Here is a 25764-nt window from a genome sequence, read left to right on the forward strand (position 1 = left end):
GCCAACCTTGAGAAGCAGACGGCCGGCGCCGATTTTGGGCAAATCGATTTGCAGGGAGGAGCCCGGCGGCGCTCAGCCCGCCGCATTTGGGCGTCAAGCGACAGCTGTATTGTTCTTGCCGTCATCCGCGGCTGGGCAGCTCCGCATTCCTCAGCAATGCCACAAGCTGGCTTTGCTGACGGGTTCCGGTCTTGGCGAAAATCCGCTCGAGATATGTGCGGCCGGTCTTTACCGTGATGCTCAAGTCGAACGCGGCGTCCTTCAAAGGCTGCCCCCGCGAAAGGGCTGCGGCAAGGCGCGCTTCGGCAGGCGTCAGGTCGAACAACCCCGCAAGCAGAGTCGGGGACGGCACGACCGAACTCGCACCGACGGCAGTGGCGGCAATCAGAATGTCGCCTCCCGAAAAGATCTCGTGCGCCGCGCGGCGCAGCGGCAAAAGATGAATGACCAACGCCGGTTGATCCTCTTTCGCAGGAATGGGAATCGAACGTACGACACGACTGTGCTGGTTTTGGATGACTGCTTCCTGGAAAAGCGCATTGGCGGATGCGTTGCCGAGTGCCAGGCCGCCGCGAGCGATCGCGATAAAAAGGGACGGCATGCTTTCCAGCAGGACATTGGCCGTCACCACACGTCCCGACGCGGTCAACACCGCGGCTGGCAACCCGATGGTCTCTAGCGCAGAGACGGTGGCTCTGGCTTGCTCCACTCCCAATCGCGCCGATATCAGGCCCGCGCGTGCGAGATGGGGACGAAGCTGGTCGAGCCGGTCGACCGACGGCTGATCGTAAAAGCCGTCCTTGGTCCATCGCTGAAAGACGAACGTGACGAGTTCGCCGCTTGGCATGGCAACCGCGGAACAGAGGTGAGCGCCGATCCCTGCTGCCCTCAGCCGCAGCCGCACCAAGTCGCGCTCGATCTCTTCTTCGCTCATGAAAGCTTCGACATGGACGAAACTGGCCGGATGCATGTCGTACATCCGCATGACGCCAGGAGATAGCTTCCAGTTCTCGCCGGTGAGGAATTCTTCGAATACAGGCCGGACGCTTTCGAGCGCGTTGCCGTGACCCATGGAATTGTCACTGATCCTGCCGCGAGTCGGAGAATTGTCGTTCATAACGAAGATGGAACCGCTGGCCGAGCCCGAAAGCTCGCTGGCCGCCTCGAGCGCAGCCGCCCACATGTCCGGGACAAAGGCGGCCTCGTAAATCTTATCCGTGAGATCATCGAACATGGGTGTGACGCTTCGTTGAGCTGTGGTGAAACAGGGAAGCGGCATGCCAGCTCCTGCGCCAACATGCCACGCCTAAAACTCCGGTCAAGCGACGGATGTCTTTGAGGCGAGTTGATTGGAGCTCAACGAGACGCGTGCCAATCTCCCCAGTGCTTAACGTCGCTTTGCAAAGCTTTGAGCCCCAGCTTGCGTATGCCTGAAGCGAGCGGCTACGGAACGGCTGCTTCTGACCAAATCTCCCTGTAAGCCGACGGTCCGCTTCTGATGCAGTGGACGGCTCTCCTCCCGCCCTGCGGTATGATCGTGGGGCCAGAACTGGAGGAGCTCTATGATGGGCAACGTTACGACAATTTGTCTGGATATTGCGAAGTCTGTGTTTCAAGTCCACGGGGTGGATGCGGCGAGTGAGGTTGTCGTTCGCAGGAAGCTGACGCATGGGCGCGTGCTGGCATTCTTCGAGGGAGCCGGTCATCGTATAGAACAAGATAAGGCGAGCGATCGCTGACGAGGTTGGAAAGGCGGACAGGAGCTAATGTCGGTTGTTACCGCCGGATCAGGAAAACCCACTGGGGCCGTGCACCTCGAGTGCGAGCTTACGATCGGGACCTGAGACGCGCGAATGGTATTATGGCCAGCGGCACATGATAGGCCGCACCTACAGGTCGGATACATGGCCGCACCAACCAGCAAAGGCAAAGCTCAAGCAATCCCTTGCCAACGGAGAGCCAACGATGGAGGCACCCGAGCGGGCCGGGACCTGCACGCCATGACCCGGCATGGAATGGTTCAGCCTTCAGCTGGAGGCACTCAGCCTGCGGCGACGGATCGACGCAGGTCTATGGTGATTGTCGACTCCGACAGCGCCGCGCCCAGCCGCCCACCGTCCCGACAATACCGCGCGGAGGCGCAACGAAGCTGTCTGTCCGCATTCACCCCAGAGCTTCCCGGCGGCGGTCGCGCCATCGCCGACATCAGCCGCAAATCGAAATCCCCATAGTCAGCGCCTGTTGCCCGCGGGTTTCTGCATGAGAGGCTTTCGTACGCCTGACGGCACCCGAAACCCTTCCCAATGTAAAATTTCGAAGCAAATTCCACCAGCTGACTTTCAGCTTTTATGGCGATGACGCCTGGTAGGACGTGGGTTCACTGCTGCCCGACGCGGCTACCGTCAATTGCTTCGCGCGCGACGGCGCCTTTCCTGAAGGGGTTCGACGCCGCCTGGTTCACTTGATGCGTGGTCTCCAAGCCGGGCCTACGATCCTGAAGTGAACGGCGTTTTTGCGCCTCCATGCGGTCGTTTCAGGCGCAAGCGATACTCCCTAATAGCAGACATAAATCACGACTAGCCCTAGGCAATGTGGAGAGTGAGGCTTAGGCGTGGCTCGAGCCGAATTTCGATCCCGAGGCGGCGGAAAGACCGCAGTGGCGTCCACTTCCGCAAGAGCTTCTCAACGAACTCAGGGTCGAAATTTCGCGTCTCGAAAGGATAGGGGCAAAGCGCCCATTTCTTCGTCGCGACGCTTCGAAGAAGTTCAACTCCGCCTACGGTCCTCGAACTGTACGATTTGTCCTGATGCCACGCTCCAAATCCTTACTGTCCGCACTGCCCAGGTTGAGGCTGATCTGTTACCCGGCGGCATAGCTCGGAAACCTGACGGGGTCGATCATGGTACGGATGCGCGCACGATGACATGTGCGCTGGGGACCTTCGCATTGAAGGTAGGACACGAAAATCGACTTCGGTCGGGGCGGGCAGTGCAGCGGCCAATGGGGTAGGTTGCGCCGCGACTATTGCAGATATCCGACCACTAGGCGGGTGGTTTCGTCGATGAGCGTTCCGATCGCTTCATTCGAGAGCCTTTTGGAGCTGTGCAACACCGCAGTGTGCGCCAGCGCCTCGATCGAAGTCACGCACACGAAGGCTGCAAGCCCTAGATCGGCCACGCGCAGCTCGTTGCTGTGATCTTCTAGATAGGTCTTGAATAGGGCATGGGCTTCGCGATTGAAGGCTTCGACGTTTTCAAGGCGCCCTGTACGCGGGATCTGCTCGGCAAGGACACGATGCAGCTTGGGGTCGATGCGATGCGCCTCGATCGCCACGGCGACAAGCCTGCGCACCGCTCGATCGACCGGCAGCGACGCGACCTCGGCAAACGCCCCACGCACGACCTGCATGATCTCCCGGTTGTGACGATCGATGACGGCGGCGACTAGCGCCTCCTTGCCGGGGTAATATTGATAAAGCGAGCCGACGCTCACGCCTGCTTCTTCTGCGATCCGGTTGGTGCTTGCCTTGTCGAAACCTTCCCTGATCAAAATGCGAGCGGTCGCTTCAACAAGCGCGTCAACCGTCGCGCGTGATCTCTCCTGAGACGCGTCCTTCCTTGGATTCGTGAGCAGCTTGGGTGCCATGTTCCTGTCGTTTCCAATGCGAGTAGACAATTGTGAGCTATCGCTCGCATTATGTCCACCAATGCTTTCGATCGATGTGGACGATGACAAATGCTTTATGGAATTGTTTTGGGAATCCATACGTGCACCCTGTGCGCCGCCTTGCTGCTGTTCGCCGTGAATGAACTGCTGCTGATTCCTGCCCGAAGAGGGCAACGGGGACCGGCCAGAATGGCCTTTTTCGCCAGTCGCTTTGCGGGGCTTCTGATAACTGCCGGTGTGCTCGCCGGCATCGTCCTTGTCTTTATTGGCGGCTGGTCCTTATTGACACCCTGGCTGGTGCTGTCGTTTGCGCTTATCGCCGCCTTGATGGCGGTCGAGCACAAGTTCGTTCGTCCATGGGCGACGCAGGCCCAGGCGGCGCTTCGCGGTGCCGTCTCGGCCGTCGAGGTTAAGGCAATCGCTAGCGACAAACGCGCACTGGCTGGACGCATGGCCATGATCACGCTGTTTGCGCTCATTGTCGCATTGATGACCACGAAGCCCGAACTGAACCGGTTTGCGTGATCTCGGACTTTGGCGGTCTCCGGACGACGCCGACGCTGAAAACGGAATGCATGTGAAAGCGAGCCCAAAATGACACAACAGTTTCGAGACGGCAAAAGAACGTCGCGACGACTGGCGTCGAACAACGACGGGCCAAGCTTACAAAGCCGAATCATCGTTGGTTTGCTGAGGCTGCTTCCGATCAAGAAGCGGATGGCATCCGCGGCCGTCGTGCAAGAGCAGGTGCGCCGATTGGCATTATGGCCCGCGTCCTACGGACCAACGGGCCTAGGGCGTGGCGTGGAGGTGACGAGAAAAGACGTGGCTGGGTGGCCCGTCTACCATACGGCCCCGTCAGCGCATCACGACGTCAGCAAGATCGTGGTGTTCCTGCATGGCGGCGGCTATATCAACGAGATCGTTCGCGCTCACTGGCGCATCGTCGGCATGCTGACCCGCGAGGCTGGCGTCCGCTGCGTCGTCCCCATCTATCCGCTGGCTCCCCATGCCACCGCCAGGGATGTCGTGCCGGCCATGGGCGAATTGCTGCGCAGGTTTGTCGAAGATGCGGGGCCTGCGAAGATCACGGTGGTCGGCAATTCGGCGGGCGCCGCACTGGGGCTGGCGGCAACCCAATGGCTGCGGGATCACGGATATCGGCAACCGCACGGACTCGTGCTGATCTCACCTGGCGGAGATTTTTCGATCGGCCGCCCGCAGCAGGTGGCGATCGCCGAGCGCGATCCGATCAACGATATTCCCGGCGCGCGCGAAGCGGGACGCCTCTATGCCGGCGACCTCGATGTCACCCACCCCTATGTCAGTCCGCTGAATGGCGATTTCCGTCGGCTGCCTCCGATGATCCTTTTCTCGGGCACGCTCGATCTTTTCTATCCCGACTGCATTGATCTTGCCGCAAAGGCGCGAGCCGCGGGTGTGTCGGTGGAGCTTCACCTGGAACAGGATCAGCCGCACAACTATGCGGGAATGCCGACGCCAGAAGGCCGGCAGGCGCGGGCGATCATCCTGCGCGCAGTTGCTTGAGGACCGGCGTGAACGGTGATGCGACTTTCTCCTCGTGATCGCACAGCCGTTCCCAATTCTCCGCCTGCGACGAACCGCTTAGTGGCAGGGCAAGGTCATCAACAACTCGTCATAATACCGAGTGCCGCTCTTCAATGCCCGTCGTTCAAGTCCGTTCCTTGAACCCAAAACGGGAGTAGATGCGAACTGCGGCTTCATTGGATGTAACGACCCGCAGTTGGATTTCTTCAACAACGCCCTGAGCCTCGCCTATCATACGCTGGACCAACTCTGCTGCCAAACCAGTCCCTCGCGCCTCCGGGCGGACATACATACCCCAAAGCATGCCCTTATGGCTTTGCTTCGGGGCTTGTTGGATACCCAGGCCAGCGGTGCCCAAGAGCGGTAAGTCGTCAGCGAAACCAGCTATCACGATATTACGCTCCAGCCGGTCAGAGAACCAATCCAATGGCATGATTGCTTCTTCCTCCCATGATCCGCCAAAGGCCTCAGGATGATTTTGAAGCCCTTCGAGGCGCAAGTCGCGATAGGCATCGGCATCGGCAGCGCTGAGGCGGCGAAGCAGGTACGGAGACGATGTGGAAGATGTCTGGTTCATCTATTTTTGAGCGTATCGCGGCGGCCGGACGGCAGCAACGGGTCACGGGGGGAATTCGGCCGAGAGGGACGAGCGTCTGCTCAGGGTCGACTCCATCCTCGCGATGAGAACAATAGAGCGGAGGGAGCGTTCACGCGGCGGCCCGCCGTCCTGTCCACGCCTCAGCCTCATACAGATAGGCCGGGGCGTGGACACGCAACGCCTTTCTATACGGCTCTGCAATGCTGGCCGACAGGATATCTGCAACGCTCAAGCATAGCCACCTGACCCTCGGGCAGGGCCTGATCGCTGCTGCGCCGACCAGAGATTCTTTGTGTGTGTGTCACATTGACGGATCCTGACTCGTCATGATGTCGACACCAACAGAAGGAAGCCAATCATGACTGCAAAACTTGACCTTTTCGCCGCCGCCCCTTCGCTGATGAAAGACTGGCAGCGCGCATCCATTGCCATTTCCTCCAGCCTCGAGCCCAGCCTGGCCGAGCTTGTGAAGATCCGTGCGTCCCAGATCAACGGCTGCGCCAACTGCCTCAACATGCACACTGTGTTTGCACGCGAGGACGGCGAAACCGAGCAGCGCATCTATCTGCTGTCGGCCTGGCGCGAGGCGCCTTGCTACACCGATCGTGAACGCGCCGCGCTCGGCTGGACCGAGGCGCTGACGCGGATTAGTGAAGGCCACACGCACGAAACTGCCTATGGCGCCCTGAAGGCCGAATTCACGCCCGAGGAGCAGGTCAAGCTCACCCTGATGATCAATGTCATCAACGGCTACAACCGCCTTGCGGTTGGGTTCGGCGGCTGGGCTGATCCGGCGGCCATACGGTCTGCTGCCAAGGCGGCGGCTGCCTGATGACGAACGCGGGATCCGAGCATGCGGGAGCGGAGTTCGACCCGCTGCGCCCGACGCTGATGCGGGTCGCCTATCGCATGCTTGGCTCCGTGGCCGATGCCGAGGACGTCGTGCAGGAGGCCTTCATCCGCTGGATGAGGGCCGACCGCGGCACGGTGCGCGAGCCCGAGGCATTCCTGCGCCGCACGGTAACGCGGCTCTGTCTCGACCAGCTCAAAGCCGCGCGACACAAACGCGAGACCTATGTTGGCCCGTGGCTTCCCGATCCCGTCGTCGAAGAGGACGAGGTGGACGATGTCACCTTGCCGCTTATGCTGGTGCTGGAACGCCTGTCGCCGCTCGAGCGCGCGGCCTTTCTGCTGCACGATGTGTTCGGGCTTGGATTCGACGAGGTGGCGGCCGCCATCGAGCGCGACCCGGCGGCCTGTCGCCAGCTCGCCGCCCGAGCACGCGGCCATGTCCGCGAGGCGCGACCGCGTTTCAAGGTGGAAAGGCAACGTGGCCTCGAAATCGCCGAGGCTTTCTTCGCCGCCTCGCGCAGCGGCAACATGAAGGAGCTTGGTGCAATGTTGACGGCCGACGTCAGCGCCCATGCCGATGGCGGCGGGAAGCGTCCGGCAGCCACGGAAGTGATCCTGGGCTTCGATGCCGTCATGGCGCAATACGAGCGTGTAGCGGCCTGGCTCCAGAAGAACGGCTCCACACTTGTCCGTATTGGTTTCGTCAACGGATTGCCCGGGTTCGTTACGCTGGAAGCCGATGGCGAACTGCAGACGACCGCACTCGACGTCGAGGACGGGAAGATCGCGGCGATCTATGTGGTGCGGAATCCCGAAAAGTTGAGGCATCTGCACTAGACTGGCAGACTGTAAAATCCCGGGATATTGCGGCGCGGGGTTCGAGGTCGGCATTTGGGGTTGCTTTGCCTGGTCGACAACGGTGGCCCCGCACGTCTGCGCCGATTTAAAGCAATGAAGCGCTTATCGTTCAGAACCTGCAGGAGGACCTTAGATTTGCGCTCTAGCTCAGAAGATATTGCTGGTGAAAGGCGCGCCAAAGGCTCCGCGGTGACTGGCCATGCTGTGGTGATCGCGGGAGGAGGTCCGACGGGGCTGATGTTGGCAGGCGAGTTGGCTTTGGCAGGGGTCGACGTTGCCATCGTCGAGCGGCGCTCCAGCACTATCCTGAAGGGCTCGCGCGCAGGCGGCCTGCACTCACGCACCATCGAGGTTTTCGATCAGCGTGGCATCGCGGATCGGTTCCTTTCGGAGGGAAAGGTTGCCCAAGTCGCCGGATTCGCCGGCGTTTCTTTCGACATTAGCGACTTTCCCACCCGGCACCCTTACAGTCTCGGACTGTGGCAGAATCACATCGAACGCATACTCGCCGGCTGGGTCGCCGAATTGGCGGTGCCAGTCTATCGCGGAATTGAGGTGACGGGCTTCGTTCAGGACGATGCCCGCGTCGACGTCGCATTATCCGATGGTCAGTCGTTGCGGGCGCAATATCTCATCGGATGCGACGGCGGACGCAGCCTGATCCGCAAGGCAGCCGGCATCGCATTTCCGGGATCGGATCCGGCCGAGCTGGCCGAGAGGCCACCAGAATGGGGGATCCGCCGTGACGCCCTCGGCATCCACTCCCTCGGCAGGGTTGATTATGAGATCCGCAATGGCGAGATCGTCTATCCCGACGAGGGGCCGGTCCGCGTTCTGGTGACTGAGCGGGGCGTCGGAGGAACGACCGAACCCACCCTGCGCGATCTCAGCGATGCGCTCATCGCCGCCAACGGGACCGACTACGGCATTCACTCTCCCACCTGGATCTCCCGGTTCACCGACGCGGCCCGGCAGGCTGCGTCATATCGCAAGGGGCGCGTGCTGCTGGCCGGCGACGCCGCGCATGTGCATGCCCCCGATGGTGGCCAGGGCCTCCAGACTGGTGTGCAGGATGCGGTGAACCTGGGATGGAAGCTGGCCCAGGTGGTCAAGGGGACGTCGCCGGAAAGCCTGTTGGATACATACCACGCCGAGCGCCACCCGGTTGGTGCGCGCGTGTTGCGCAACACGATGGCGTCGGTCGCCCTTCGCCGCGAGGACGACCGCACGAAGGCGCTGCGCGACACCGTGGCCGAGCTCCTGGGCATGGCAGAGCCGCGCAACCATTTCGCCGCAATGATGTCAGGTCTCGATATTCACTACGACCTCGGCGAGGGACATCCGCTGCTCGGACGCCGTGTGCCCGATCTCGGCGTGCTTGCCGCCAATGGCCCGCTGCGGGTCTTCACCCTGCTGCATGGTGGCCGGCCGGTGCTGCTGAACCTCGGCAAGTCCGGCGGCCACGACATCGCATCGTGGGCGGATCGGGTCCAGCTGGTCGATGCCAGATACGATGGCGTGTGGGAGCTTCCGGCTCTTGGCGCGGTCGCCGCGCCCACCGCCGTGTTGATCAGACCCGACGGCTATGTGGCTTGGGTGGCAGACTCGACCGGGATGGGCCTAGCCGAAGCGCTAACCATTTGGTTCGGACCGCCTACCACGGCGTAGCGCACCGGCTTCCACGTTCATTCTGTGAAACCTATAACGTCGTCGGTCGCAGATTCGGCATTGTCCGCTGGTGGCTGCATTGTGGAGAAACGGCGCGGCGCCATTGGCGCGAACACAATAGTGTGGCGATCGCCTTTTTGCGTGCTGCTGCACAGCGGCTTTCCAGGCTGATGGACAAGCTCGAGGCTGGAGACATTTTGATTGTAACCAACCTCGACAGGCTCAGCCGCGACACGATCCAAGTCTGCATCACGGTCAAGACGCTGGCCGAGATCGCGGTCCGGGCCTGCTTCCTCGCCCTTGGGGGCGCTGACCTCACGAGTTCGACCTGCACGATGACGATGAACGCGTTCAATACCGTCGCACAGTTCGAGCGGGACTTGCTGATCGCGCGGACGCAATCCGGCCTCACGCGCGCCAACTCGGAAAGGTCCCCGGTCGCCCTTCGACGGTCAGCGAAAAACAGAAGCAGAATGTCCGCAGACTTAGCGGTAGGCGCCGGCATTTCGGCTACTGCCGGGAAGTTTGCGTTAAGCCGTCCGACGATATGCGTTTAAGAGATACACGCCGATAGAGAGGAGCTTCGATTGAGGACAGCAAACGTGGGAGCTTCCCATCCTTGGCGTGGTCGCCTCGCCTACCGCCGTGTCGGCCAGACCCGACGGATATGTGGCTTGCGCAGGTACTCGACCCAGATGAATCGCCGACTGGCGCATGCGTCACCGGTTAAAGTCAAGTTCACTTTGATCCTTGCGCCCGTTCTCGGATTTCGGCGAGTGTTGAGCGAGCAGTGCCAGTAGCATCGAAATTGTTATCGTCCAGCCATGCCAAAAGCGCGGCCTTATGCGATGGCCACTCGTCGGCGAGCATCGAGTGCCAAGCAACGTCGCGCTGCCAACCTTTGACGACGGCCGCCGCGCGCCATATACCCTCAGCTTTGAACCCGTAGCGCCCCGCCGCGCGACCTGAAGCTGTATTCAAAGCTTGGCAGCGCCATACCAGTCTCGTGTATCCGAGTTCGTCAAAAGCATGCTGCATGAGGAGGAAAATCGCCTCCGTTGCTGCGCGTGTTCGCTGTAGTCTCGGCGAAAACCAGATACTGCCAATTTCAATCGCCGCATCGGCCGGATAGATATCACAGAAGGACAACCATCCCTCAACCTTGCGGTTGGAGCGAGGACGTACAGCCCAGAACGGCTGATCAGCCCGTCCAGCCAAATTCCGGACATGGCTGGCCAGTGCGTCGGCTGAGGAAAACGGCCCATACCGCAGATAGGTCCAGGATTGTTCTGCGTTTTTGGCAGCGTCCCAGAGCTCGTGGATATGATTTTCCGCAAGAGGCTCCAAAGACACCGAGACTCCGTGGTGAACCTCGCGCTTGGGAAACGGGCGAGGCGTAGGATCCACGGCTATGCCGAGAACAGGCTCATTCATCGAAATATCTACTCCGCATTCGTCGTCCAAGCGAAAGTCCGACTTTCGGGTCAGCTTCGGACTTTGATCTGGCTGGGCTGAACGTCCGCTATCTTTTCTTCAGGCGACAAGAGCCGCAATTCCGCTTCCGGCCCCTAATGAGACATTCAGACAATGCCGGCGACGAAAAAAGGTAGCATCAAAACGTCTTTCGCCGCCGATTCCCAAAGTGTCCAGCAAACGTCATCATAGATCTGCGGGAAGCGCGATCCAAATGGCGTTGCACCCGTAGCACGACCCGTCGACGCTGCCGCGCGGGCGAACGCATCTCGATTCGAGCAGTAAGCCGCTCGAAGGTAGCGTGCGATTGGCACTGGAGGAAATGAGGCTTCGATACAGTACTTGCCGAGTCCGTGTCAGGAAATCCGCTGGCGAAACAATCCGCTTAATCTTTGTTGATCCCGCATGCCGCCATTGCCTCCGTGGGCCGTTTCGCGGAGCGCACCAGCGACCTCTCGAACGGGCTGATCTGGCCGAAGGACGGCTGAAGCCTCGACCGCCTATGCCGCAATGGCGCCGCGCGAGTTTCTTCCCCTGGGCAAGCCCATTCCTCGCGGAACCAAGAAACGCGCGCCTGCGCCATCCTGCGCTGTGCTGCGGTCGCAAGCGATGCGGCGGCGGTCGCCTCCGGCCTCACGATCGCCATCGAGGCCGCATGGTGCGGGCTCGGAAAGGAAGAACGGAGACTGAAAATGGCTACCATCGGCATCTTCAAGAAGACCAGTGCGAACGAGTTCGCCGGCGAGATCGTCACCCTCAGCGTCCAGGCCAAAGGCGTGCGCATCGTCCCCGACACCCGGGCCAGCGGCGAGAACGCACCAAGCCACCGCGTCGTGGTCGGCAAGGCCGAGATCGGCGCCGCCTGGTCCAAGCGCTCCAACGAGGGTCGCGATTATCTCGGCCTCAAGCTGGATGATCCGAGCTTCACCGCTCCGATCTACGCCAACCTCTTCGCCGACGAGGAAGGCGAGGGCCACAGCCTGATCTGGTCTCGCCCCAGCCGCCGCAACGGCGAGTGAATTGGCAGACGCCTCGCCCGGTACCGGGCGAGGCGTCTCCTGATGAGGCGAAAGCTTTCCGCGGGCTGCCATGCCCGGGCCTCCTGTCATCAGCTACGGTGCTGATGCGCGACGGCGTGAAGATGGTCGCGCGCCGCGCCAGCCAATTGCAGCACGCGTCGGCGGCACTGCCGAAGGCCTCTTAGCGGTGCGAAATAGCGCCCCTCAATTGCGCACCTGATCATGGTGCCCTTGCTCCTCCATCCTGGCCATCGATCGCCGTTCAACCTCGACGGCCGGAAGGAGACACCTCATGAACACCGACGCCGCGCCATTGCCGCCGCGCTACCTGCGCACTTCGGAAGCCGCGCATTTCCTCAGTCTCTCGGCGCGCACACTTGAGAGACATCGCACCTACGGCACAGGGCCCGCCTATCGCAAACTCGGCGGCCGCGTCGTCTACGCCGTCGACGACCTCCAGGCCTGGGTTCAGCGCGGCGCGATGACATCGACATCCGATCCGTATGGCTCGCTGCTGCCCGCCAAGCCTCAGGCCGCCCGCCTGATCCCCTATGCCGGACGCGAACGGCGCTGAGCCCGCCGATTTCCCCCATGTCGGCACGGCCACGCCCACCATTGGAGCGCGAACAGCTCGATCTGTTTCAGGCGGTGCCCGGTGTCGTGGCGCCACGCGATGCGCAGGACCTCATGGCATATCCCTTCTTCTCCCTCGCCAAATCCAGGCGCATCGCGCCGATCGACTTTCACGCCGGCGATGTGGCGATCCGCGTCGAAGCGATGCCCGATCACGGCATGGCGACGATCTGGGATGCCGATATCCGGATCTGGGCAGCGAGCCAGATCGTCAACGCTCGGGACGCCGGATTGCGCACATCCCGCCTGATGGCCGCGACGCCATATGAGATGCTTACCTTCATCGGCCGCGGCGTCTCGAAGCGAGACTACCTGCGCCTCAAGGCGTCGCTCGACCGCCTGCAGTCGACAAGCGTTGTCACCTCCATTCGCCAGCCGGCCGAGGGCCGCCGTCACCGCTTCTCTTGGATCAATGAATGGCAGGAGCGCTGCGGTCGAAACGGTCGCCCGCTTGGCGTCGAAATGATCCTGCCCGATTGGTTCTATCGCGCCGTCATGGTCCAGTTTCCGCGCGGCATCGTGCAAGGCGAGATGCCGCCGATTTTCGTCATCGGTCCGGACGGCGAGGCTGAAATCATCAACAGTCGCGTCTATCAAAACGTCCTCATCATCGACCGCCTTTTTGGTGCGGCCGAACTGCGTCTTGGCGCAGGCAAGCGGCAGCAGACGGTCAGGATAGTGCGCGTCGACAGAAGAAGCGGTGGATTGGGGCGGGGCCCAAGCGACAGCGCCGCGTCGGAGCTGCCGAACGCAATGCACAGGGGAGCGCGGCAGCCATGAACGGGAAGAATATGGCTGAACCCATGCGGCTTCGCGCCGACCCGCCGCGTGTGACGCGTCTGTCGCGCAAGATGCTCGCAGCGATCGGCTTCGTCGCCTCGCTCGGTGTCGGCGGCGCGCTGGTTTACGCTCTGCAGGACGCCAGCACATTCAAGCAGGGCGAGGAGCTCTACCCTACCTCCAATCGGCCGCCCGCCGACGGGTTGGCAAGACTGCCGTGCGACTATGCCGGCCCGATCCTTGGGGCGCCGCTGCCTGGCGATCTCGGCAGGCCGATTCTCGATGCACAGAACAAAGGGCAAGCCGTGGTGCCCCCATCAATCGCAAGTCCCGCGATCAACGAAGGCGAGCAGCGACGCCAAGCCGAAGAGGAAGCGGCCAGAACCTCGCGCGTGTTCTTCCAGACAGCGCAAGGAGATTCCAGGACCGCCGAAGCGTCCGCTCCTGCTATCAGCGATCTTGCCAGTCAGTACGCTCAGCCAAATGGGCAGGATCGCCAGCTTTCCTTCCTGTCCGCCGCCGCTGACCGGCGTACCGTGGCCTCGGATCACATCACCCCTCCCGCGTCACCCTATGTGCTTCAAGCCGGTGCCGTGATCCCGGCCGCGCTCATTACGGGTATCCGGTCGGACCTTCCAGGGCAGATCAGCGCTCAGGTGACCGAAAATGTTTATGACAGCCCCACCGGCCGCTCGCTGCTCATCCCGCAAGGCACTCGAATTGTTGGGCAGTACGATAGCGCAATTGGTTCCGGGCAGCGCCGCGTGCTGCTTGTCTGGAACAGGCTGATCTTTCCCGACGGACGCTCCATGGTGCTGGAGCGGCAGCCTGGTGCAGACACTCAGGGCTATGCCGGCCTAGAGGATGCGGTCGATTATCACTGGCGCGAGTTGTTCAAGGCCGCGGCGTTGTCGACCGTTCTGAGCGTTGGCGCGCAGGCCGGTTCTTCTGATCAAGACAGCGATATCGTGCGGGCTTTGCGTAGCGGCGCTTCCGATAGCGTCAGCCAGGTAGGCCAACAGGTCGTTCAGCGGCAACTCGCTATCGCCCCGACCCTCACGATCCGGCCGGGGTTTCCCGTTCGCGTCCTCGTCACCCGCGACCTTGCCCTTGAACCATACGGAGGTTGACATGGCCAAGTTGAAACTTGCAACGATCGCCGACGACAAGCCGGTGAAGATTACGGTGGAACTGCCGGCGCCTCTGCATCGCGACTTGGTGAAATACGCAGAGATCCTTGGCCGCGAGACCGGGCGGCCATCTGCCGATCCATCACGCTTGGTTGCGCCGATGCTTGAACGGTTCATCGCAACCGACCGCGGCTTTGCGAGAGCAAAGAAGGAAGAGGTTTAGACCGAGCTTTCCTACGGCCGACGAGCGGCGGGCGTGTTGAGCCGGGAGGCCGATAGGATGCGCTCCTGTCGATGGCTTACGGCCACTTAGGCCTGAACGGCCAAATCGTTCGCTATAGCTTTGATTAACTTCAAAGCGACGCAGCTCGATCCGGCTTTACCTGCTGGCAGTGGCAATGAACGATCGGACGGCTCCGCAGCGCTCGGCTGGTCCGGCTTCGGAGAAACAAATGATCCTGAATAACGGCACACCGGACTGTGAGGGACATGGATCAAGAAGAATGACAGCTCTGCCATCCAAAGGTGTATGTTGCCAATCTATTTTAGATAGAGCTAAATGAAGGTTCGAACCGGGTGGACTGGTCCCCTCCAAGTCCCCCGCGAAGATGGAGGTCGATTGGGCTCCTGGCCTAGTCGGCCTTCTTCGCTGGTCAGTTGCGTGAGGGTCCTTGCCACAATTTTGATTATTTCGGAACGATTGGCCGGCCGCGGATATTGTGGGACAAATCCGACATCAACTATCGTGAGAATGCCAACAGGCCGACGGCTCTAGCTGCGTCTGTCATGCGTCAGATGGCTCAAAGGCATTGAAGCACTACACGGCGACCTTGCCCATCTTCCGCGTTGACGAAACCCTCCCGAATAGGGTCAAAGAACTCCTTGAACGGCTGGACCATGCAGAAGAAGCCAGCCTCTACGAGGAACCTCCCCGATGGCACTCAGCTGGTTTAGCCCTGCCGTCCCTGTGACAACGGGTGAGATGGGCCCCACGTATCACTGCTCCAACGTTGAGGGCGCCGCTGCCGAATTACTGAAATGGAACAAACGCGGCCCCACTGGGAGAAAGCAGTCCGCGCCTGCATGGCCTGTCTTGCCGATCAAGCGACGCCGCAAGAGGCCCGGCGGCTGTTCCGTCTCGCAGCCAAGGAGGCGGGTGCGCTTTGGGAGAATGTCCACTGAGACGGCTAGGGAAATGCGGCAGACCGTGGAAGCGATGTCGCAAGTCCTTTATCTTACCAGCACATTTCGCAATGCGGATTGAGAGTGCTGTGATCTCGCAAAGGGCGATTGGTTTGAGTGGACAATCTCAAGCGCCTGGCCTCTGGTCGTTGACCACCTTTGCGGTACGCTGGATGCTGAGCACCTAATCGGCGAATGTATCCAGTAGCTATGGATCGTTCTGTTGCGTTCTGGCCTAAGATCATTGTGAATTTCATTGAGCTCGTCTTGCACTACCTCAAACCAAGCAGCGCCGCCGTGTGCGTGCAGAGCGGCACGACCACCGAGCTCAACCTCGCCGACTACTTCAAGGCGAACAAGATGGAGTACAATCCGGTCGTCTTCGAGAAGCTCGAAGAGGTCAATGCCGCTTATGATGCCGGCCGTTGCGACGTCTACACAACTGACCAGTCGGGCCTTTACGGCATTCGCTTGACGCTCGGCTCGCCGGCCGATCACGTCGTACTGCCCGAGATCATCTCGAAAGAGCCGCTCGGACCCGCCGTTCGCCAGGGCGACGACCAGTGGTACCACATCGTCAAGTGGAGTTCGCTCTGCTCGACGCCGAGGAGCTCGGCATCACCAAGGCCAATGTCGACGAGATGAAAAACTGCGCCAGCCCGGAGATCAAGCGTGTGCTCGGCCAGGAAGCAGACACCAAGATCGGCACCGACCTCGGCGTCTCCAACGACTGGGTCGTCAACATCGTCAAGGCCACCGGCAATTACGGCGAAATGTTCGACCGCAATGTCGGCTCCGGCAGCCCGCTCAAGATTGCCCGTGGCATCAATGCGCTATGGACCAAGGGCGGCCTGCAATACGCGCCGCCGATCCGCTGATCGAAATGTGATCCGGAAGGCAGGCTCCTGCCTTCCGGTTTCTCTTTCACAGGGGACGCTCTCGAACAGCCGCTCGTCAGAAATTTTCCACCCTCAGCAAGCTGTCGGTCGGTGGCTGCGGATTTCACATCGCTCGATGCGCCGCGCTCTTGGCGAGCACCACTTCACGGCTCCGCACTTCTACAAAGTCCATGAAATCCACGTGCCTTCTGGAAAGTCTGAGGTTGATCCGGGATGGAAGGGCTGGATGGATTAAGCGGCAATAGAGGTTACGGCCTGCAAATCGGGCGGGGAGGAAGTTTCTGGCGCTCGGGGGTCGTAGCGGCCGGGGGCTACCGCCAATACAGCGCTGGCGATCTTGCATGACATCTCGATCTCGCGGGAGAAAGGGCGGTGGTCTCGTGGGCAAGGTCGCTGCCCGAGCTTTTGTACATCCAGAGGAGAGAAATCGATGTTGCGTTATCTCACTCTCACCGTTGCGTGCGCCTGCATTGGCGTACCGATTCACGCCTGCGCGCAACAGGCAGTCCGATGCCATTCGGTAAACCGCCAATACAATGAATGCTGGGCAGGACCGATGCGGCGACCAGTAGTCGTTCAACAGACGTCAGGAGCGCCTGCATTCCGGATCGCTCGTGGGGCTACAATCCTTAGGGACCAGAAAGGGAACTATCGTTCTAGGAATGATTGTTTCTATTTGTTATGATCATAACTCGACCTGAATAATAGTTCCTTCGGGATCGCCGCCAAACATTAGCGATTCGATACATGCTTAAGCCGCTTCTCGATCCCGATGTTGCCGACGTCGCGCCGAATGCCTCGGTCCTGACCGGCTATGATGAGGAGCGGCTGCTCACCTACATCCGCCTGCTCGACGCGGCGGCTGAAGATGCGGATTGGCGCGAAGGTGGCCAGGATCGTCCTCCACATAGATCCTGACCAGCAACCGGAGCGGGCCTTCCGGTCGTGGGAGACGCATCTGGCCCGCGCCCGCTGGATGACGACGAACGGCTACCGATATCTTCTGGCCGGCGGTGCGCCACACTGAGAGCCCCAGGCCATGGTTTGCTGAATCAGCACAGCCATTTGCCGACGGTTTGCCGACTCTCCAACTACCCGATTGCGTATCGGCAGGAATGCTCATTCCCAAGTCCGCTGCCTGGTGCGGGTACCGGGAGAGGACTTTGCACATTGCTATCTACCTGGTCTGCGAGCGGGCCTCGTCCCTCTCGCAAGCGAGCCACTGGCACCCAGATGGTCGACCGTGCCCGCTGCCCGTCGAACTGCAAGCGCCGACTTATGTTCCGGATGATCGGGAAGAATCTCGCTGTTCTCAGCCCGAGTCCGGCGCGTCCGTCATGAGTCACGCTGGCGAAAGCAGCGCTCACTACGGTCGCGGCAGCTGTGAGTTGATCCTATTGATGTTCTTCCTGGGGTTGGAGTTTCATCTCCAGATAGCCACCTCCTCCTCGTGCCGGGCTTAGGGCAACTCGCGGTGATCCTGCCAGTCGCCAAGTCAATCATTGCGAGGTGCTCAACGAGGGGTCAGCCGGCCCAACCGGCTCGAGTCGACGTGTATGAAGTGTGGGGAACATCCTCACGTCAGCGTCGTTCGGGATTGGTTTCAAAGGAGACAATGCACATGACCTCTGGCGTGGACACCCGGGACCTGGAAGAGAAACTGCCGAAGCAGCAGCAGGACATTCCGGGCGAAACGAACGAAATGTCTCCTCGACCCGATCACGGAGAGTATAGTTACAAGGGGAGTGGCAAGCTCGAAGGGCGAACGGCGATCATCACTGGTGGAGACTCCGGTATCGGTCGCGCCGTGGCGGTCGCTTTTGCCAGAGAAGGTGCCGATATTGTTCTGGCGTATTTGAACGAACACGATGATGCGCGCGAGACGGCTGGTTGGGTCGAGCGCCCGGGACGACGTGCAATCCTCGTTCCCGGCGACGTAGGGGACGAAAGCCATGACATTGAGATATCGAGACGGCCATGCGCCAGTTTGGGCGAGTTGACATTTTGGTCAACAACGCTGCCCACCAGACCGCCGTCGATGATATTGCCGATCTCACAGCAGAAGAACTGGACCGGACATTCCGGACGAACATCTACAGTCAGTTCTTTTTGTCGAAAGCCGCATTACAACACATGGGGGAAGGTGCCAGCATATCAACACGGCATCCATCCAGGCAGCTGACCCATCTCCACAGTTGCTGGCTTACGCGGCCACCAAGGGCGCCATCGTGAACCTGACCAAAGGGCTAGCCAAGATGGTCGCCAAGCGCGGCGTCCGCGTCAACGCCGTTGCTCCCGGACCCGTCTGGACACCGCTTATCCCTTCGACCATGCCGCCGGAGAAAGTTGCCGAGTTTGGCCGAAACACGCCTATCGGCCGGCCCGCTCATCCGGCGGAGTTGGTAGCGGCCTATGTTCTGCTTGCCTCGGCAGATGCAAGTTACGTCACTGGCGCGGTCATAGCCGTCACCGGCGGCCGCGCCATGTAGCGGTCTGATGAAGCTCCTCCGCCAAACTGCCATTGTCCGAAGCGGGGGCGCCGAGTCATTGTTCGGTGAAGAAGGACCCCAATCCGCAATGTCATCTTCCGGCGCCGCCGCAAACGTCAGCGGTAAGGTCAGGGTCAATGTCGATCCCTGGTTCGCGCGTATGGTGCTGACGCCGAATCGTGGCGGCTATCGTTGCTGTCGCTTGACCTGATCGCCAGCAACCACGGCGAGGAGACGGTAGCGGGTGTCCACGTAGCGGTGCGCTTCGGCCTGGCCGACGGCGCATCGCTCGTCGCGCGCAAGATACTGGAGACAAGGGCGCGGAGGGCAGACGCTGACCACGGATGACCGCTTTCTCGGGAGATCAGCTTGGAAGCTGACCGGTAGCCAGCGGCCTCAATCCCGGCCTTACTGGTAATCGGGACCTTCCAAGCGCGTGACCTATCATCGGCGCGTCACATCAGGTTTTAAGCCCAGCACGACGTTGTAATAAATGGCTGACCTTGGCTCAAAAGTTACGCCGAGAAGGGGAGTTCGAGGACGTCACGTAGGAGTATACCCTACGCTGTCGCGCCTCTTCCGACCAACCTAACCGTACATTCAACAGACTCAAGGTTTGCTCCGGTAGCCCTTGTCGGGCGCCCATTTGGTACGTTGCAGCCGCCGCAGGCGAGACACTGACGCCACCGCACCACATCCAATCTCCCCTTGTGGGGGATCGTCCACGTCACTGCGTCAGTGCCGTCTGCGAGGGCCGCTTGTTGAAGTCGCATTTGCCGGTCACGTTGTAGAAGAAGTCGGCATTGCTGACTGGGGCCGGGACCGAGTTGCCGCCGTCTTCCCAGGCCTGATAGGCTGTCGCGCCACAAGGCACGACGCTGAAGATATCGACAGGCTGACCGGTGGCCGTTTCGGTCAGGGTGGTCGCACTCAACCCGCTATAGAGCCGGTTGGACGTCGTCGGATCATTCGAGATCAGCTTTTTCGGGTTGCCCGACGGTACGTCCATCTGCAAATAGAGGCCGCCCATCGCGCTGACGTCGATCGCCGCGCCGGCGCTGTTGGCCGGATACATCGTATCGACGCAGTAGTATTTCGTGCCGCTCGCATCGGTCTTGAGGGTCACGCCGCTTGGCGGATTGTTGCCTACGGTGCAGACCTGCTTCTGGACCAGCGTGGTGACGGTCTTGCCGGCTGAATCGGTGGTGAGGACGTTGACATTGGTCGTGCCATAGCCCTTGGGATCCTTGGTGTTCCCATAGGTATAATCGATCGTCATCAGCGGCTTGGCCACCGTCGCGCCGAATTGCGTGCCGTAAAGCGTCATTGTCTTGTTCCAGTAACCCGAAACCCCGGAGACCTTGAAGGTAGCCGCAACCAGCGCCGGCGGCTTGCTGACCGCCGCGCCGACGGCGATCGGTACGGTGTTGATCCTGGCAATCGACATGAAAACGGTCGGCATGGCGAAGCTTGCCGTGGCCTGCGCCGTGGTGGCGGTGGTGGTGTTGCCAGCCGCGAAGTTGGTCAGCGTCGCGGTGCCCTGCCCGCCATTGGCGGTAAAGGAATCCTGGAGCAGCGTCTGGCGCTGCGCCAGCGTCGACGTGGTGTCCATGGTGGTGATCGTCAGGATCGCGGCATCCAGCGCCTGCTGCTGGTTGGATTTGGTCTGGACGGCGCCGGTATAATCGACCGAGAAGCCGATCACGGCGATCAGGGGCATCAGGCTCACCAGGAAGAGCGGCATCATCGACCCGCTGCTGGAGCGGGCAAAGCCGCGCAAAATCCTGAACATTCCAAACCCCCGACAGACATTAGCGAGCGTGCAATTACCACGAGCCGGCGAACCAAGCTCTAATGTGACCCATCAAAGTTTATGTATTCCTTCCCCGCGGGCCGGTTTTTTCAATTCTTTTGCCGATCTCACTGTCCGCTGTTACGGCCGGAACCTCTTCGTCGATCACGGTCACAGGCCCGACCAGCTAACCGAAAGATCTGCCGTTACCACCGCCCGCTGGCTTCCGCCGGCGGGATTTTTTGCTTCCGGCCGGGAACCGATCCTGTCGGCCCAAGTTCACTACTCGACGCCCCCGACAGAGGCGCCCGAGAGTTGTTCGGACAGTTTTCAAACAAGGCCCGCCACCGTTCCCTCAGTGGCGGGCTTTAGTGTGTTTAGCCGCGGCGAGGTGGATTTGAGTACCTACGTGAGACAGCGTATGGCTGAAATCAAAGATGATCCCTCCGCGAGCTAAGGGCCGGCCTTCGCTAAGGCAGCTCTCCGCTGCCTCGCGGCTACTCGCGGTCCTGGGTTTCAGCAAGCGGTTGCTGATCCTTGTTCATCTGATGGATGGTGAGAGATCGGTGTCGGAGCTGGTCTCTTTGGTCGGTGGGACACAGTCCGCCCTTTCACAGCATTTGATCGATATGGCCAAACTCGGAATTGTCAAATCGCGAACCGAAGCCCAACGGCGGTTATATTCCTGCACGTCCGAGCAGGCGAAGATGCTCGTCGGCTTCCTCAGCAACCTCGCCGACAATGACAAACTCCCGGTGGGAAAAGGATCGGGAAAGAAGTCGTCTTCCTGGCGCCTCGGGTAAGCCGCAGACTGGCCGGCCTGAACAATCGCATACTCGTGGCCGACGCAGATCCAAGGGGGCGTGATGCCGGAACTTGCCTCATGCGACATCGTGTTGGCGTTGGCCTGCCTTTCTGAATGCTCGCACCCTATTTTCTCGGCGGCGCTGTTCGAGGCCGTGCCGTGATCGTTGGAGGCAATGCCGGAGATGGCGGCTGCCTGGGATCGGCCAAGGTGTTGCTAATATACAGCACCCCGGCTGCTTCTCGAGCGGCCTCGCTCGGACCGGCTTCCATCGGCGACCCGCTAGCGTCAAAATGACAGCGAACAATGCGAGACGGCGAAGATGGACAAGCAGCAAGATACCAGAACCATCGAGATGTGCTGCCTTCTAGCCGTGCCAGTGTCACTGCTTCTCACTGTGGTATTCGCTGGAATGGTCCTTGGCTGAACTGATACGCTCCAGGCAGCCTACGTCGGCTTGTCGACCAGTGTCGTCTTCCCCACCGATCACATGAACGAGAGGCGGGTAGCTGCCCCCCTGGTCGCCGTGCCCCCGGGGAGTTTACGATCCAGAATTGCTTCAAAATTTTGTACTTGGCTCTCGGAGCGCCAGCCGATTTGCAGGCGCTGCAAATCTGCAAATTAGAGCCCAGTGGACGAACGCACTCGACACGTTGTTTCAGACGATGGTCGCTATCAGTGGCCGCGTGCAATGTGAAAACAATTGGCATCACGGTCGGAGGCAACGGCTGATCCTTAATGTGGCGCGTGATCAGCCGCCCCGAAGTACGCGCCAGATGTCGGGCCAGTCGGCGGTAATCAGGAAGGCAGAGCCGCCGCCATTCCAGTTACGCCGAGGGACCCAACCCCACGAGCTGCAGCACGTCACTTCTGCAGTGACTTCCTTGACGCTGGTCCGCTTGCCAAGATTGTGTGCTGGTCCGATCGCACCCAGGTGAAGTGCATGGCGCTAGCCGGAGCGGCAAGCTTGTGGCGCTATCTGGCCCGCGCAATCCCTATCAGGGAAAACTCAGCGTCGCGCGCAGGCGGCGTGCGAAGCCTATCAGGAGAGCTTCGCCGCCCGAGTGGGCCGTCAGTCACCTGCTCGCGATTGGCGCGCCACCATTCGACCAGGCGGGTGAGGCCCTGGTCCAGGTCAATGGTCGCCTTGAAGCCCAGCATCTTCTCTGCCTTCGACGTGTCGGCCAGGCGCCGTGAGACGGGGTTCACCTTGCGCTCGGGCCCGTACTCCGGCTGGAGTTTGGAGCCCATCACGCGCAGGAGCGAGGCGGCCAGGTCGTTCAGGCTAGTCTCCACGCCGCTGGCGATGTTGAACACGTCGTCCTCCACGTCCGACAGCAGGGAAAGGATGTTGGCTCGGGCGATGTCCTCGATATAGACGAAGTCCATGGTGGCGGACCCGTCGCCGAGGATCAGCGGCGGCTGGCCGGCGTCGATGCGGTCCATCCAGCGGATCAGAACCTCGGTATACTTACCGTGCAGGTCCATGCGCGGGCCGTACACGTTGAAATAGCGCAAGGCCACGTAGGGCAGGCCGTACATGTCGTTGAACGAGCGCAACAGGCCTTCCAGCATGATCTTGCTGGCGCCGTACCAGGTGCGGTTGTTGTAGGGATGGTGGCTCTCATCGGTCGGGAAGAGGTCGGCCAAGCCGTAGACCGAGGCCGAGGAGGCCGCGCAGATCTTTTTCACGCCTTTGGCCTGGGCGGCCTCAATGACGTTGTAGCTGCCATCGCACATGACGCCGAGGGCTTCGCGAGGCTCGGCGGCGCAGGCGATGACCCTCAAGGTTGCCATGTGGATGACGGCGTCCATCCCGTCAGTGGCCTTGTGGACAGCCGCCACGTCGCGAATGTCACCTTCGACGAGTTCGACGCGCGGGTCTTGCAGGGCGTCCTGGACGTTTTGCAGGCTGCCACGGACCAGGTTGTCGAGGATCACGATCTTTTCCGGCGCGTGCTCCTTCAGTAGCAGGTCGATGGTGGTCGAGCCGATCAGACCGCAGCCGCCGGTCACCAGGATGCGAGAGCCTTCAAGTTTCATCGTATTTCCTTGTCATCGGTTTGGAGGCGCCTTAGTAGGCCTGTTTCCGGCTGAGCGGGGACCCGCTCGTCAAACGCTTGCTTGCAATTCCTTGACGGCGGCCACCACCACGTCCTGCTGCTGCTCCGTGAACTCCGGAAACATCGGTAGGGACAGAACCTCGGCGGCGGCCTTTTCGGAGTGCGGGAACTGGCTCTGCTTGTAGCCGAGGTCGGCGTAGGCGGGCAGCAGGTGCACCGGAATGGGATAGTGGATGCCTGACTGGATCCCCTGGGCGTTCAGCGCCTCCTGCCAGCCGGCGCGGTCGGGCGTGCGGATGGCGTAGATGTGGTAGACGTGGCGCACATCATCGCGCACGAAGGGGGTCGGCAGCCCGGTGCCGGCGAACATGGCGTCATAGCGGGCGGCAGTGGCGCGGCGCTGCTCGGTCCACCGGTCCAGGTACTTGAGCTTCACGCGCAGGATAGAGCCCTGAAGGCCTTCCAGTCGGTAGTTGTAGCCCTTGACTTCGTGGTGGTACTTCCGCTCGGCGCCCCAGTCGCGCAGCATGCGTACGGCGCGGTTGTGGTCGGCGTTGTCGGTCGTCAGCATACCGCCTTCGCCATAGGCGCCAAGGTTCTTGCCGGGATAGAAGCTGAAAGCTGCCATGTCGCCGATGGCGCCGACGCGCTTGCCTTTGTATTCCGCGCCGTGAGCCTGGCAGGCGTCTTCCAGCACCATCAGGCCGTGCTTCCGGGCGATGGCCATGATCGGGTCCATGTCGGCCGGCTGGCCGTAGAGGTGGACCGGGATAATCGCCTTGGTGGCCGGCGTGACCGCGGCCTCGATCTGAGCCGGGTCGATGGTGTAGGTTGCAGGATCGATATCGACGAGCACGGGGGTCGCGCCTGTGTAGTAAATGGCCGCCACTGTCGCCACGAAGGTGAAGGGGGAGGTGATCACCTCGTCGCCGGGCCCAATCCCGGCGGCCAGCAGGCCCAGGTGCAGGGCGCTGGTGCCGGTGTTGACGCCGGCGCCGAAGGCCGCTTGCGAATAGGCGGCGAATTCCTTTTCGAATTCAGCGACATCGGCGCCCAGGATGAACTGAGAGGTCTCCAGGGTGCGCTGAATGGCGGCATCTACCTCGGACTTGATCGAGACATACTGGGTAGTGAGATCGACGAACGGGATCATATCAGGCGGCGTCTTTGCGTCGCAGGTGAACGGTTTCGCCACGCCCGCGCATGGAACTGGTGGCGGCTTCGATGATTTCCACCACGCGCAGGCCAAGCCGGCCATCAGCGGTCGGAACCTTCTTTTCGATGATGCAGTCGATCCACTCCTGGCCAGCGATGCGCAGGGCCTCCGTGGAGTCGAGCTTGGGCGCCCACATGTCGCCCGTCCGGTAGCCCACGCGCATCTCGTGGATCTTGGCCGGGTCGTCGGTGAAGGACACGCCCTTGTCGTAGACCTTGACCTTCTCGGAGGGCTCCAGATCGTCATAGGTGATCATCTTGTTGGAGCCGCCCACCAGGATGTTGCGCACCTTCACCGGAGCCAGCCAACTCACATTAATGTGCGCCATCATGCCGGAGTCGTAAAACAGCGAGATATAGGCCAGATTTTCCGGCGTGCCGGGGAAATGGTTGATGCCGCTGGCCGAAACCGCGGTCGGATGCTCTTCAAACAGACGGTCGATGATCGCGAAATCGTGGACCGCCAGGTCGGAGATGACGTTCACGTCCTTCTGGAAGAGGCCCAGGTTCACCCGGGTTGCGTCGTAATAATAAATCTGGCCGAGGTCGCCGGCGGCGACGATCTCGCGCATCTTCCGGACCGCACCGGTATAAATGAACGTGTGGTCGACGATAAGGGTCAATCCGCGCTTGTCGGCCTCATTGACCAGCATCCTGGCCTGTAGCGAGGTTTCGGTCATCGGCTTCTCGAGCCAGAGATGCTTGCCGGCCTTCAGCGCCGACATGCCCAGTTCGAAGTGGCTATTGACCGGCGTCGCCACGGCGATGGCGTCGATCTCGGGATCGCGGAATAGCGCCTGGACGTCCCTGGTGGTCTGGACACCCGGATAGCGACGCTCCACCAACTCGCGCTTCTTGGGATCCAGGTCGGCGACTATGCGGACCCGGGCATCGGGAAACTCCATGAAGTTGCGCAGGAGGTTCGGCCCCCAGTAGCCGTAACCGATGATGCCGATATTGATCATTTTGACCTACCCTTCACTCCACCCCCGGCCCGCCGGAGTCTTGGAGGCCCGTTGAAGCCTGTCGTCGGTTGAGAAAGGAAGTCGCCAATTGATCGTCCAATGTCGTG

21 protein-coding genes and 4 pseudogenes are annotated in these 25764 nt (G+C 61.1%); 17 read left to right on the forward strand and 8 right to left on the reverse strand.

Going from position 1 to position 25764, the window contains the following annotated elements; genetic code table 11:
- Positions 1 to 121 precede the first annotated feature (121 nt).
- Complete coding sequence (locus FJ543_RS21575) at positions 122 to 1234, reverse strand: helix-turn-helix transcriptional regulator (RefSeq protein ID WP_140876984.1); 1113 nt, start codon at positions 1232 to 1234, stop codon at positions 122 to 124.
- A gap of 328 nt (positions 1235 to 1562) precedes the next feature.
- Between FJ543_RS21575 and FJ543_RS21580 the strand changes: the two genes are divergently transcribed.
- Positions 1563 to 1739 carry a hypothetical protein gene (locus FJ543_RS21580; protein ID WP_181174071.1) on the forward strand — a complete coding sequence of 59 codons (177 nt, stop codon included), beginning with the start codon at positions 1563 to 1565 and terminating at the stop codon, positions 1737 to 1739.
- 1283 nt (positions 1740 to 3022) lie between these two features.
- Here FJ543_RS21580 and FJ543_RS21590 read toward each other — a convergent pair.
- The gene (locus FJ543_RS21590) at positions 3023 to 3646 is read right to left on the reverse strand and encodes a TetR/AcrR family transcriptional regulator (RefSeq protein ID WP_140876988.1); all 624 of its coding nucleotides are present in this window, start codon (positions 3644 to 3646) and stop codon (positions 3023 to 3025) included.
- Between the two features lie 90 nt (positions 3647 to 3736).
- Here FJ543_RS21590 and FJ543_RS21595 point away from each other — a divergent pair, with 90 nt between their 5' ends.
- On the forward strand, positions 3737 to 4192 hold the full coding sequence (locus FJ543_RS21595; protein WP_140876990.1) for a hypothetical protein: 456 nt from the start codon (positions 3737 to 3739) through the stop codon (positions 4190 to 4192).
- 300 nt (positions 4193 to 4492) lie between these two features.
- Positions 4493 to 5215, forward strand: a complete 723-nt coding sequence (locus FJ543_RS21600; RefSeq protein WP_246678849.1) for an alpha/beta fold hydrolase — start codon at positions 4493 to 4495, stop codon at positions 5213 to 5215.
- 145 nt (positions 5216 to 5360) lie between these two features.
- Here the strand turns inward: FJ543_RS21600 and FJ543_RS21605 are convergent, their stop codons facing one another.
- Positions 5361 to 5813 (reverse strand): GNAT family N-acetyltransferase, encoded by a 453-nt coding sequence (locus tag FJ543_RS21605; RefSeq protein ID WP_140876994.1) that lies wholly within the window; start codon positions 5811 to 5813, stop codon positions 5361 to 5363.
- A 379-nt stretch (positions 5814 to 6192) separates the two neighbouring features.
- On the opposite strand from FJ543_RS21605, the gene FJ543_RS21610 reads away from it, so the two are divergent.
- From FJ543_RS21610 to FJ543_RS21625, 4 genes are all read left to right on the forward strand, one after another.
- Positions 6193 to 6666, forward strand: coding sequence for a carboxymuconolactone decarboxylase family protein (locus tag FJ543_RS21610; protein ID WP_140876996.1), 474 nt, complete (start codon positions 6193 to 6195; stop codon positions 6664 to 6666).
- Positions 6666 to 7523, forward strand: a complete 858-nt coding sequence (locus FJ543_RS21615; protein ID WP_140876998.1) for a sigma-70 family RNA polymerase sigma factor — start codon at positions 6666 to 6668, stop codon at positions 7521 to 7523. The genes FJ543_RS21610 and FJ543_RS21615 overlap by 1 nt, the downstream gene beginning before the upstream one ends.
- 210 nt (positions 7524 to 7733) lie before the next feature.
- The gene (locus tag FJ543_RS21620) at positions 7734 to 9212 is read left to right on the forward strand and encodes an FAD-dependent monooxygenase (protein WP_140877681.1); all 1479 of its coding nucleotides are present in this window, start codon (positions 7734 to 7736) and stop codon (positions 9210 to 9212) included.
- Positions 9213 to 9382: 170 nt separating this feature from the next.
- Positions 9383 to 9769, forward strand: coding sequence for a recombinase family protein (locus tag FJ543_RS21625; protein ID WP_224682228.1), 387 nt, complete (start codon positions 9383 to 9385; stop codon positions 9767 to 9769).
- Positions 9770 to 9950: 181 nt separating this feature from the next.
- On the opposite strand, the gene FJ543_RS21630 is transcribed toward FJ543_RS21625, so the two are convergent.
- Positions 9951 to 10676: a GNAT family protein gene (locus FJ543_RS21630; RefSeq protein WP_210243711.1), complete on the reverse strand. Its 726-nt coding sequence runs from the start codon at positions 10674 to 10676 to the stop codon at positions 9951 to 9953.
- A 701-nt stretch (positions 10677 to 11377) separates the two neighbouring features.
- Here FJ543_RS21630 and FJ543_RS21635 point away from each other — a divergent pair.
- The 10 genes and pseudogenes from FJ543_RS21635 to FJ543_RS21675 all read left to right on the forward strand — a co-directional run bounded on the left by FJ543_RS21635 (position 11378) and on the right by FJ543_RS21675 (position 18817).
- Positions 11378 to 11704 carry a DUF736 domain-containing protein gene (locus tag FJ543_RS21635; RefSeq protein ID WP_140877000.1) on the forward strand — a complete coding sequence of 109 codons (327 nt, stop codon included), beginning with the start codon at positions 11378 to 11380 and terminating at the stop codon, positions 11702 to 11704.
- 292 nt (positions 11705 to 11996) lie between these two features.
- Positions 11997 to 12278, forward strand: coding sequence for a helix-turn-helix domain-containing protein (locus FJ543_RS21640; protein ID WP_140877002.1), 282 nt, complete (start codon positions 11997 to 11999; stop codon positions 12276 to 12278).
- A gap of 17 nt (positions 12279 to 12295) precedes the next feature.
- Positions 12296 to 12835, forward strand: a pseudogene (locus tag FJ543_RS21645) (replication initiator protein A); the annotation flags it as partial.
- A 33-nt stretch (positions 12836 to 12868) separates the two neighbouring features.
- Positions 12869 to 13117: a TrbG/VirB9 family P-type conjugative transfer protein gene (locus tag FJ543_RS31880; protein WP_246678871.1), complete on the forward strand. Its 249-nt coding sequence runs from the start codon at positions 12869 to 12871 to the stop codon at positions 13115 to 13117.
- Positions 13114 to 14247, forward strand: coding sequence for a TrbI/VirB10 family protein (locus FJ543_RS21650; protein WP_140877004.1), 1134 nt, complete (start codon positions 13114 to 13116; stop codon positions 14245 to 14247). The genes FJ543_RS31880 and FJ543_RS21650 overlap by 4 nt, the downstream gene beginning before the upstream one ends.
- Position 14248: 1 nt before the next feature.
- Positions 14249 to 14470, forward strand: coding sequence for a DUF2274 domain-containing protein (locus tag FJ543_RS21655; protein ID WP_140877006.1), 222 nt, complete (start codon positions 14249 to 14251; stop codon positions 14468 to 14470).
- Positions 14471 to 15330: 860 nt separating this feature from the next.
- Complete coding sequence (locus tag FJ543_RS31885; protein WP_246678850.1) at positions 15331 to 15429, forward strand: hypothetical protein; 99 nt, start codon at positions 15331 to 15333, stop codon at positions 15427 to 15429.
- A gap of 276 nt (positions 15430 to 15705) precedes the next feature.
- Positions 15706 to 16307 (forward strand): annotated as a pseudogene (locus FJ543_RS21665) (transporter substrate-binding domain-containing protein); the annotation flags it as partial.
- A 768-nt stretch (positions 16308 to 17075) separates the two neighbouring features.
- Positions 17076 to 17355, forward strand: a pseudogene (locus FJ543_RS21670) (DUF2285 domain-containing protein).
- Positions 17356 to 17949: 594 nt separating this feature from the next.
- A pseudogene (locus tag FJ543_RS21675) lies at positions 17950 to 18817 on the forward strand (SDR family oxidoreductase).
- A 727-nt stretch (positions 18818 to 19544) separates the two neighbouring features.
- On the opposite strand, the gene FJ543_RS21680 reads toward FJ543_RS21675, so the two are convergent.
- The 4 genes from FJ543_RS21680 to FJ543_RS21705 form a co-directional block, all read right to left on the reverse strand.
- Complete coding sequence (locus FJ543_RS21680) at positions 19545 to 20609, reverse strand: pilus assembly protein TadG-related protein (RefSeq protein ID WP_140877008.1); 1065 nt, start codon at positions 20607 to 20609, stop codon at positions 19545 to 19547.
- Positions 20610 to 22389: 1780 nt separating this feature from the next.
- Positions 22390 to 23457 carry an NAD-dependent epimerase/dehydratase family protein gene (locus FJ543_RS21695; protein ID WP_140877012.1) on the reverse strand — a complete coding sequence of 356 codons (1068 nt, stop codon included), beginning with the start codon at positions 23455 to 23457 and terminating at the stop codon, positions 22390 to 22392.
- Between the two features lie 69 nt (positions 23458 to 23526).
- Positions 23527 to 24630, reverse strand: a complete 1104-nt coding sequence (locus FJ543_RS21700) for a DegT/DnrJ/EryC1/StrS family aminotransferase (RefSeq protein WP_140877014.1) — start codon at positions 24628 to 24630, stop codon at positions 23527 to 23529.
- 1 nt (position 24631) lies between these two features.
- Positions 24632 to 25657 (reverse strand): Gfo/Idh/MocA family oxidoreductase, encoded by a 1026-nt coding sequence (locus FJ543_RS21705; protein WP_140793325.1) that lies wholly within the window; start codon positions 25655 to 25657, stop codon positions 24632 to 24634.
- Between the last annotated feature and the right edge of the window lie 107 nt (positions 25658 to 25764).

Source organism: Mesorhizobium sp. B2-5-7, from assembly GCF_006440875.1.
Classification (GTDB): domain Bacteria; phylum Pseudomonadota; class Alphaproteobacteria; order Rhizobiales; family Rhizobiaceae; genus Mesorhizobium; species Mesorhizobium australicum.

Bases quoted from the DNA above. Each gene is read 5' to 3' on its own strand.
- FJ543_RS21575 (WP_140876984.1), bottom strand. From the start codon at position 1,234: ATGTTCGATGATCTCACGGATAAGATTTACGAGGCCGCCTTTGTCCCG.
- FJ543_RS21580 (WP_181174071.1), top strand. From the start codon at position 1,563: ATGATGGGCAACGTTACGACAATTTGTCTGGATATTGCGAAGTCTGTG.
- FJ543_RS21590 (WP_140876988.1), bottom strand. From the start codon at position 3,646: ATGGCACCCAAGCTGCTCACGAATCCAAGGAAGGACGCGTCTCAGGAG.
- FJ543_RS21595 (WP_140876990.1), top strand. From the start codon at position 3,737: ATGCTTTATGGAATTGTTTTGGGAATCCATACGTGCACCCTGTGCGCC.
- FJ543_RS21605 (WP_140876994.1), bottom strand. From the start codon at position 5,813: ATGAACCAGACATCTTCCACATCGTCTCCGTACCTGCTTCGCCGCCTC.
- FJ543_RS21610 (WP_140876996.1), top strand. From the start codon at position 6,193: ATGACTGCAAAACTTGACCTTTTCGCCGCCGCCCCTTCGCTGATGAAA.
- FJ543_RS21615 (WP_140876998.1), top strand. From the start codon at position 6,666: ATGACGAACGCGGGATCCGAGCATGCGGGAGCGGAGTTCGACCCGCTG.
- FJ543_RS21625 (WP_224682228.1), top strand. From the start codon at position 9,383: ATGGACAAGCTCGAGGCTGGAGACATTTTGATTGTAACCAACCTCGAC.
- FJ543_RS21635 (WP_140877000.1), top strand. From the start codon at position 11,378: ATGGCTACCATCGGCATCTTCAAGAAGACCAGTGCGAACGAGTTCGCC.
- FJ543_RS21640 (WP_140877002.1), top strand. From the start codon at position 11,997: ATGAACACCGACGCCGCGCCATTGCCGCCGCGCTACCTGCGCACTTCG.
- FJ543_RS31880 (WP_246678871.1), top strand. From the start codon at position 12,869: ATGCCGCCGATTTTCGTCATCGGTCCGGACGGCGAGGCTGAAATCATC.
- FJ543_RS21650 (WP_140877004.1), top strand. From the start codon at position 13,114: ATGAACGGGAAGAATATGGCTGAACCCATGCGGCTTCGCGCCGACCCG.
- FJ543_RS21655 (WP_140877006.1), top strand. From the start codon at position 14,249: ATGGCCAAGTTGAAACTTGCAACGATCGCCGACGACAAGCCGGTGAAG.
- FJ543_RS31885 (WP_246678850.1), top strand. From the start codon at position 15,331: ATGGCCTGTCTTGCCGATCAAGCGACGCCGCAAGAGGCCCGGCGGCTG.
- FJ543_RS21680 (WP_140877008.1), bottom strand. From the start codon at position 20,609: ATGTTCAGGATTTTGCGCGGCTTTGCCCGCTCCAGCAGCGGGTCGATG.
- FJ543_RS21695 (WP_140877012.1), bottom strand. From the start codon at position 23,457: ATGAAACTTGAAGGCTCTCGCATCCTGGTGACCGGCGGCTGCGGTCTG.
- FJ543_RS21700 (WP_140877014.1), bottom strand. From the start codon at position 24,630: ATGATCCCGTTCGTCGATCTCACTACCCAGTATGTCTCGATCAAGTCC.
- FJ543_RS21705 (WP_140793325.1), bottom strand. From the start codon at position 25,657: ATGATCAATATCGGCATCATCGGTTACGGCTACTGGGGGCCGAACCTC.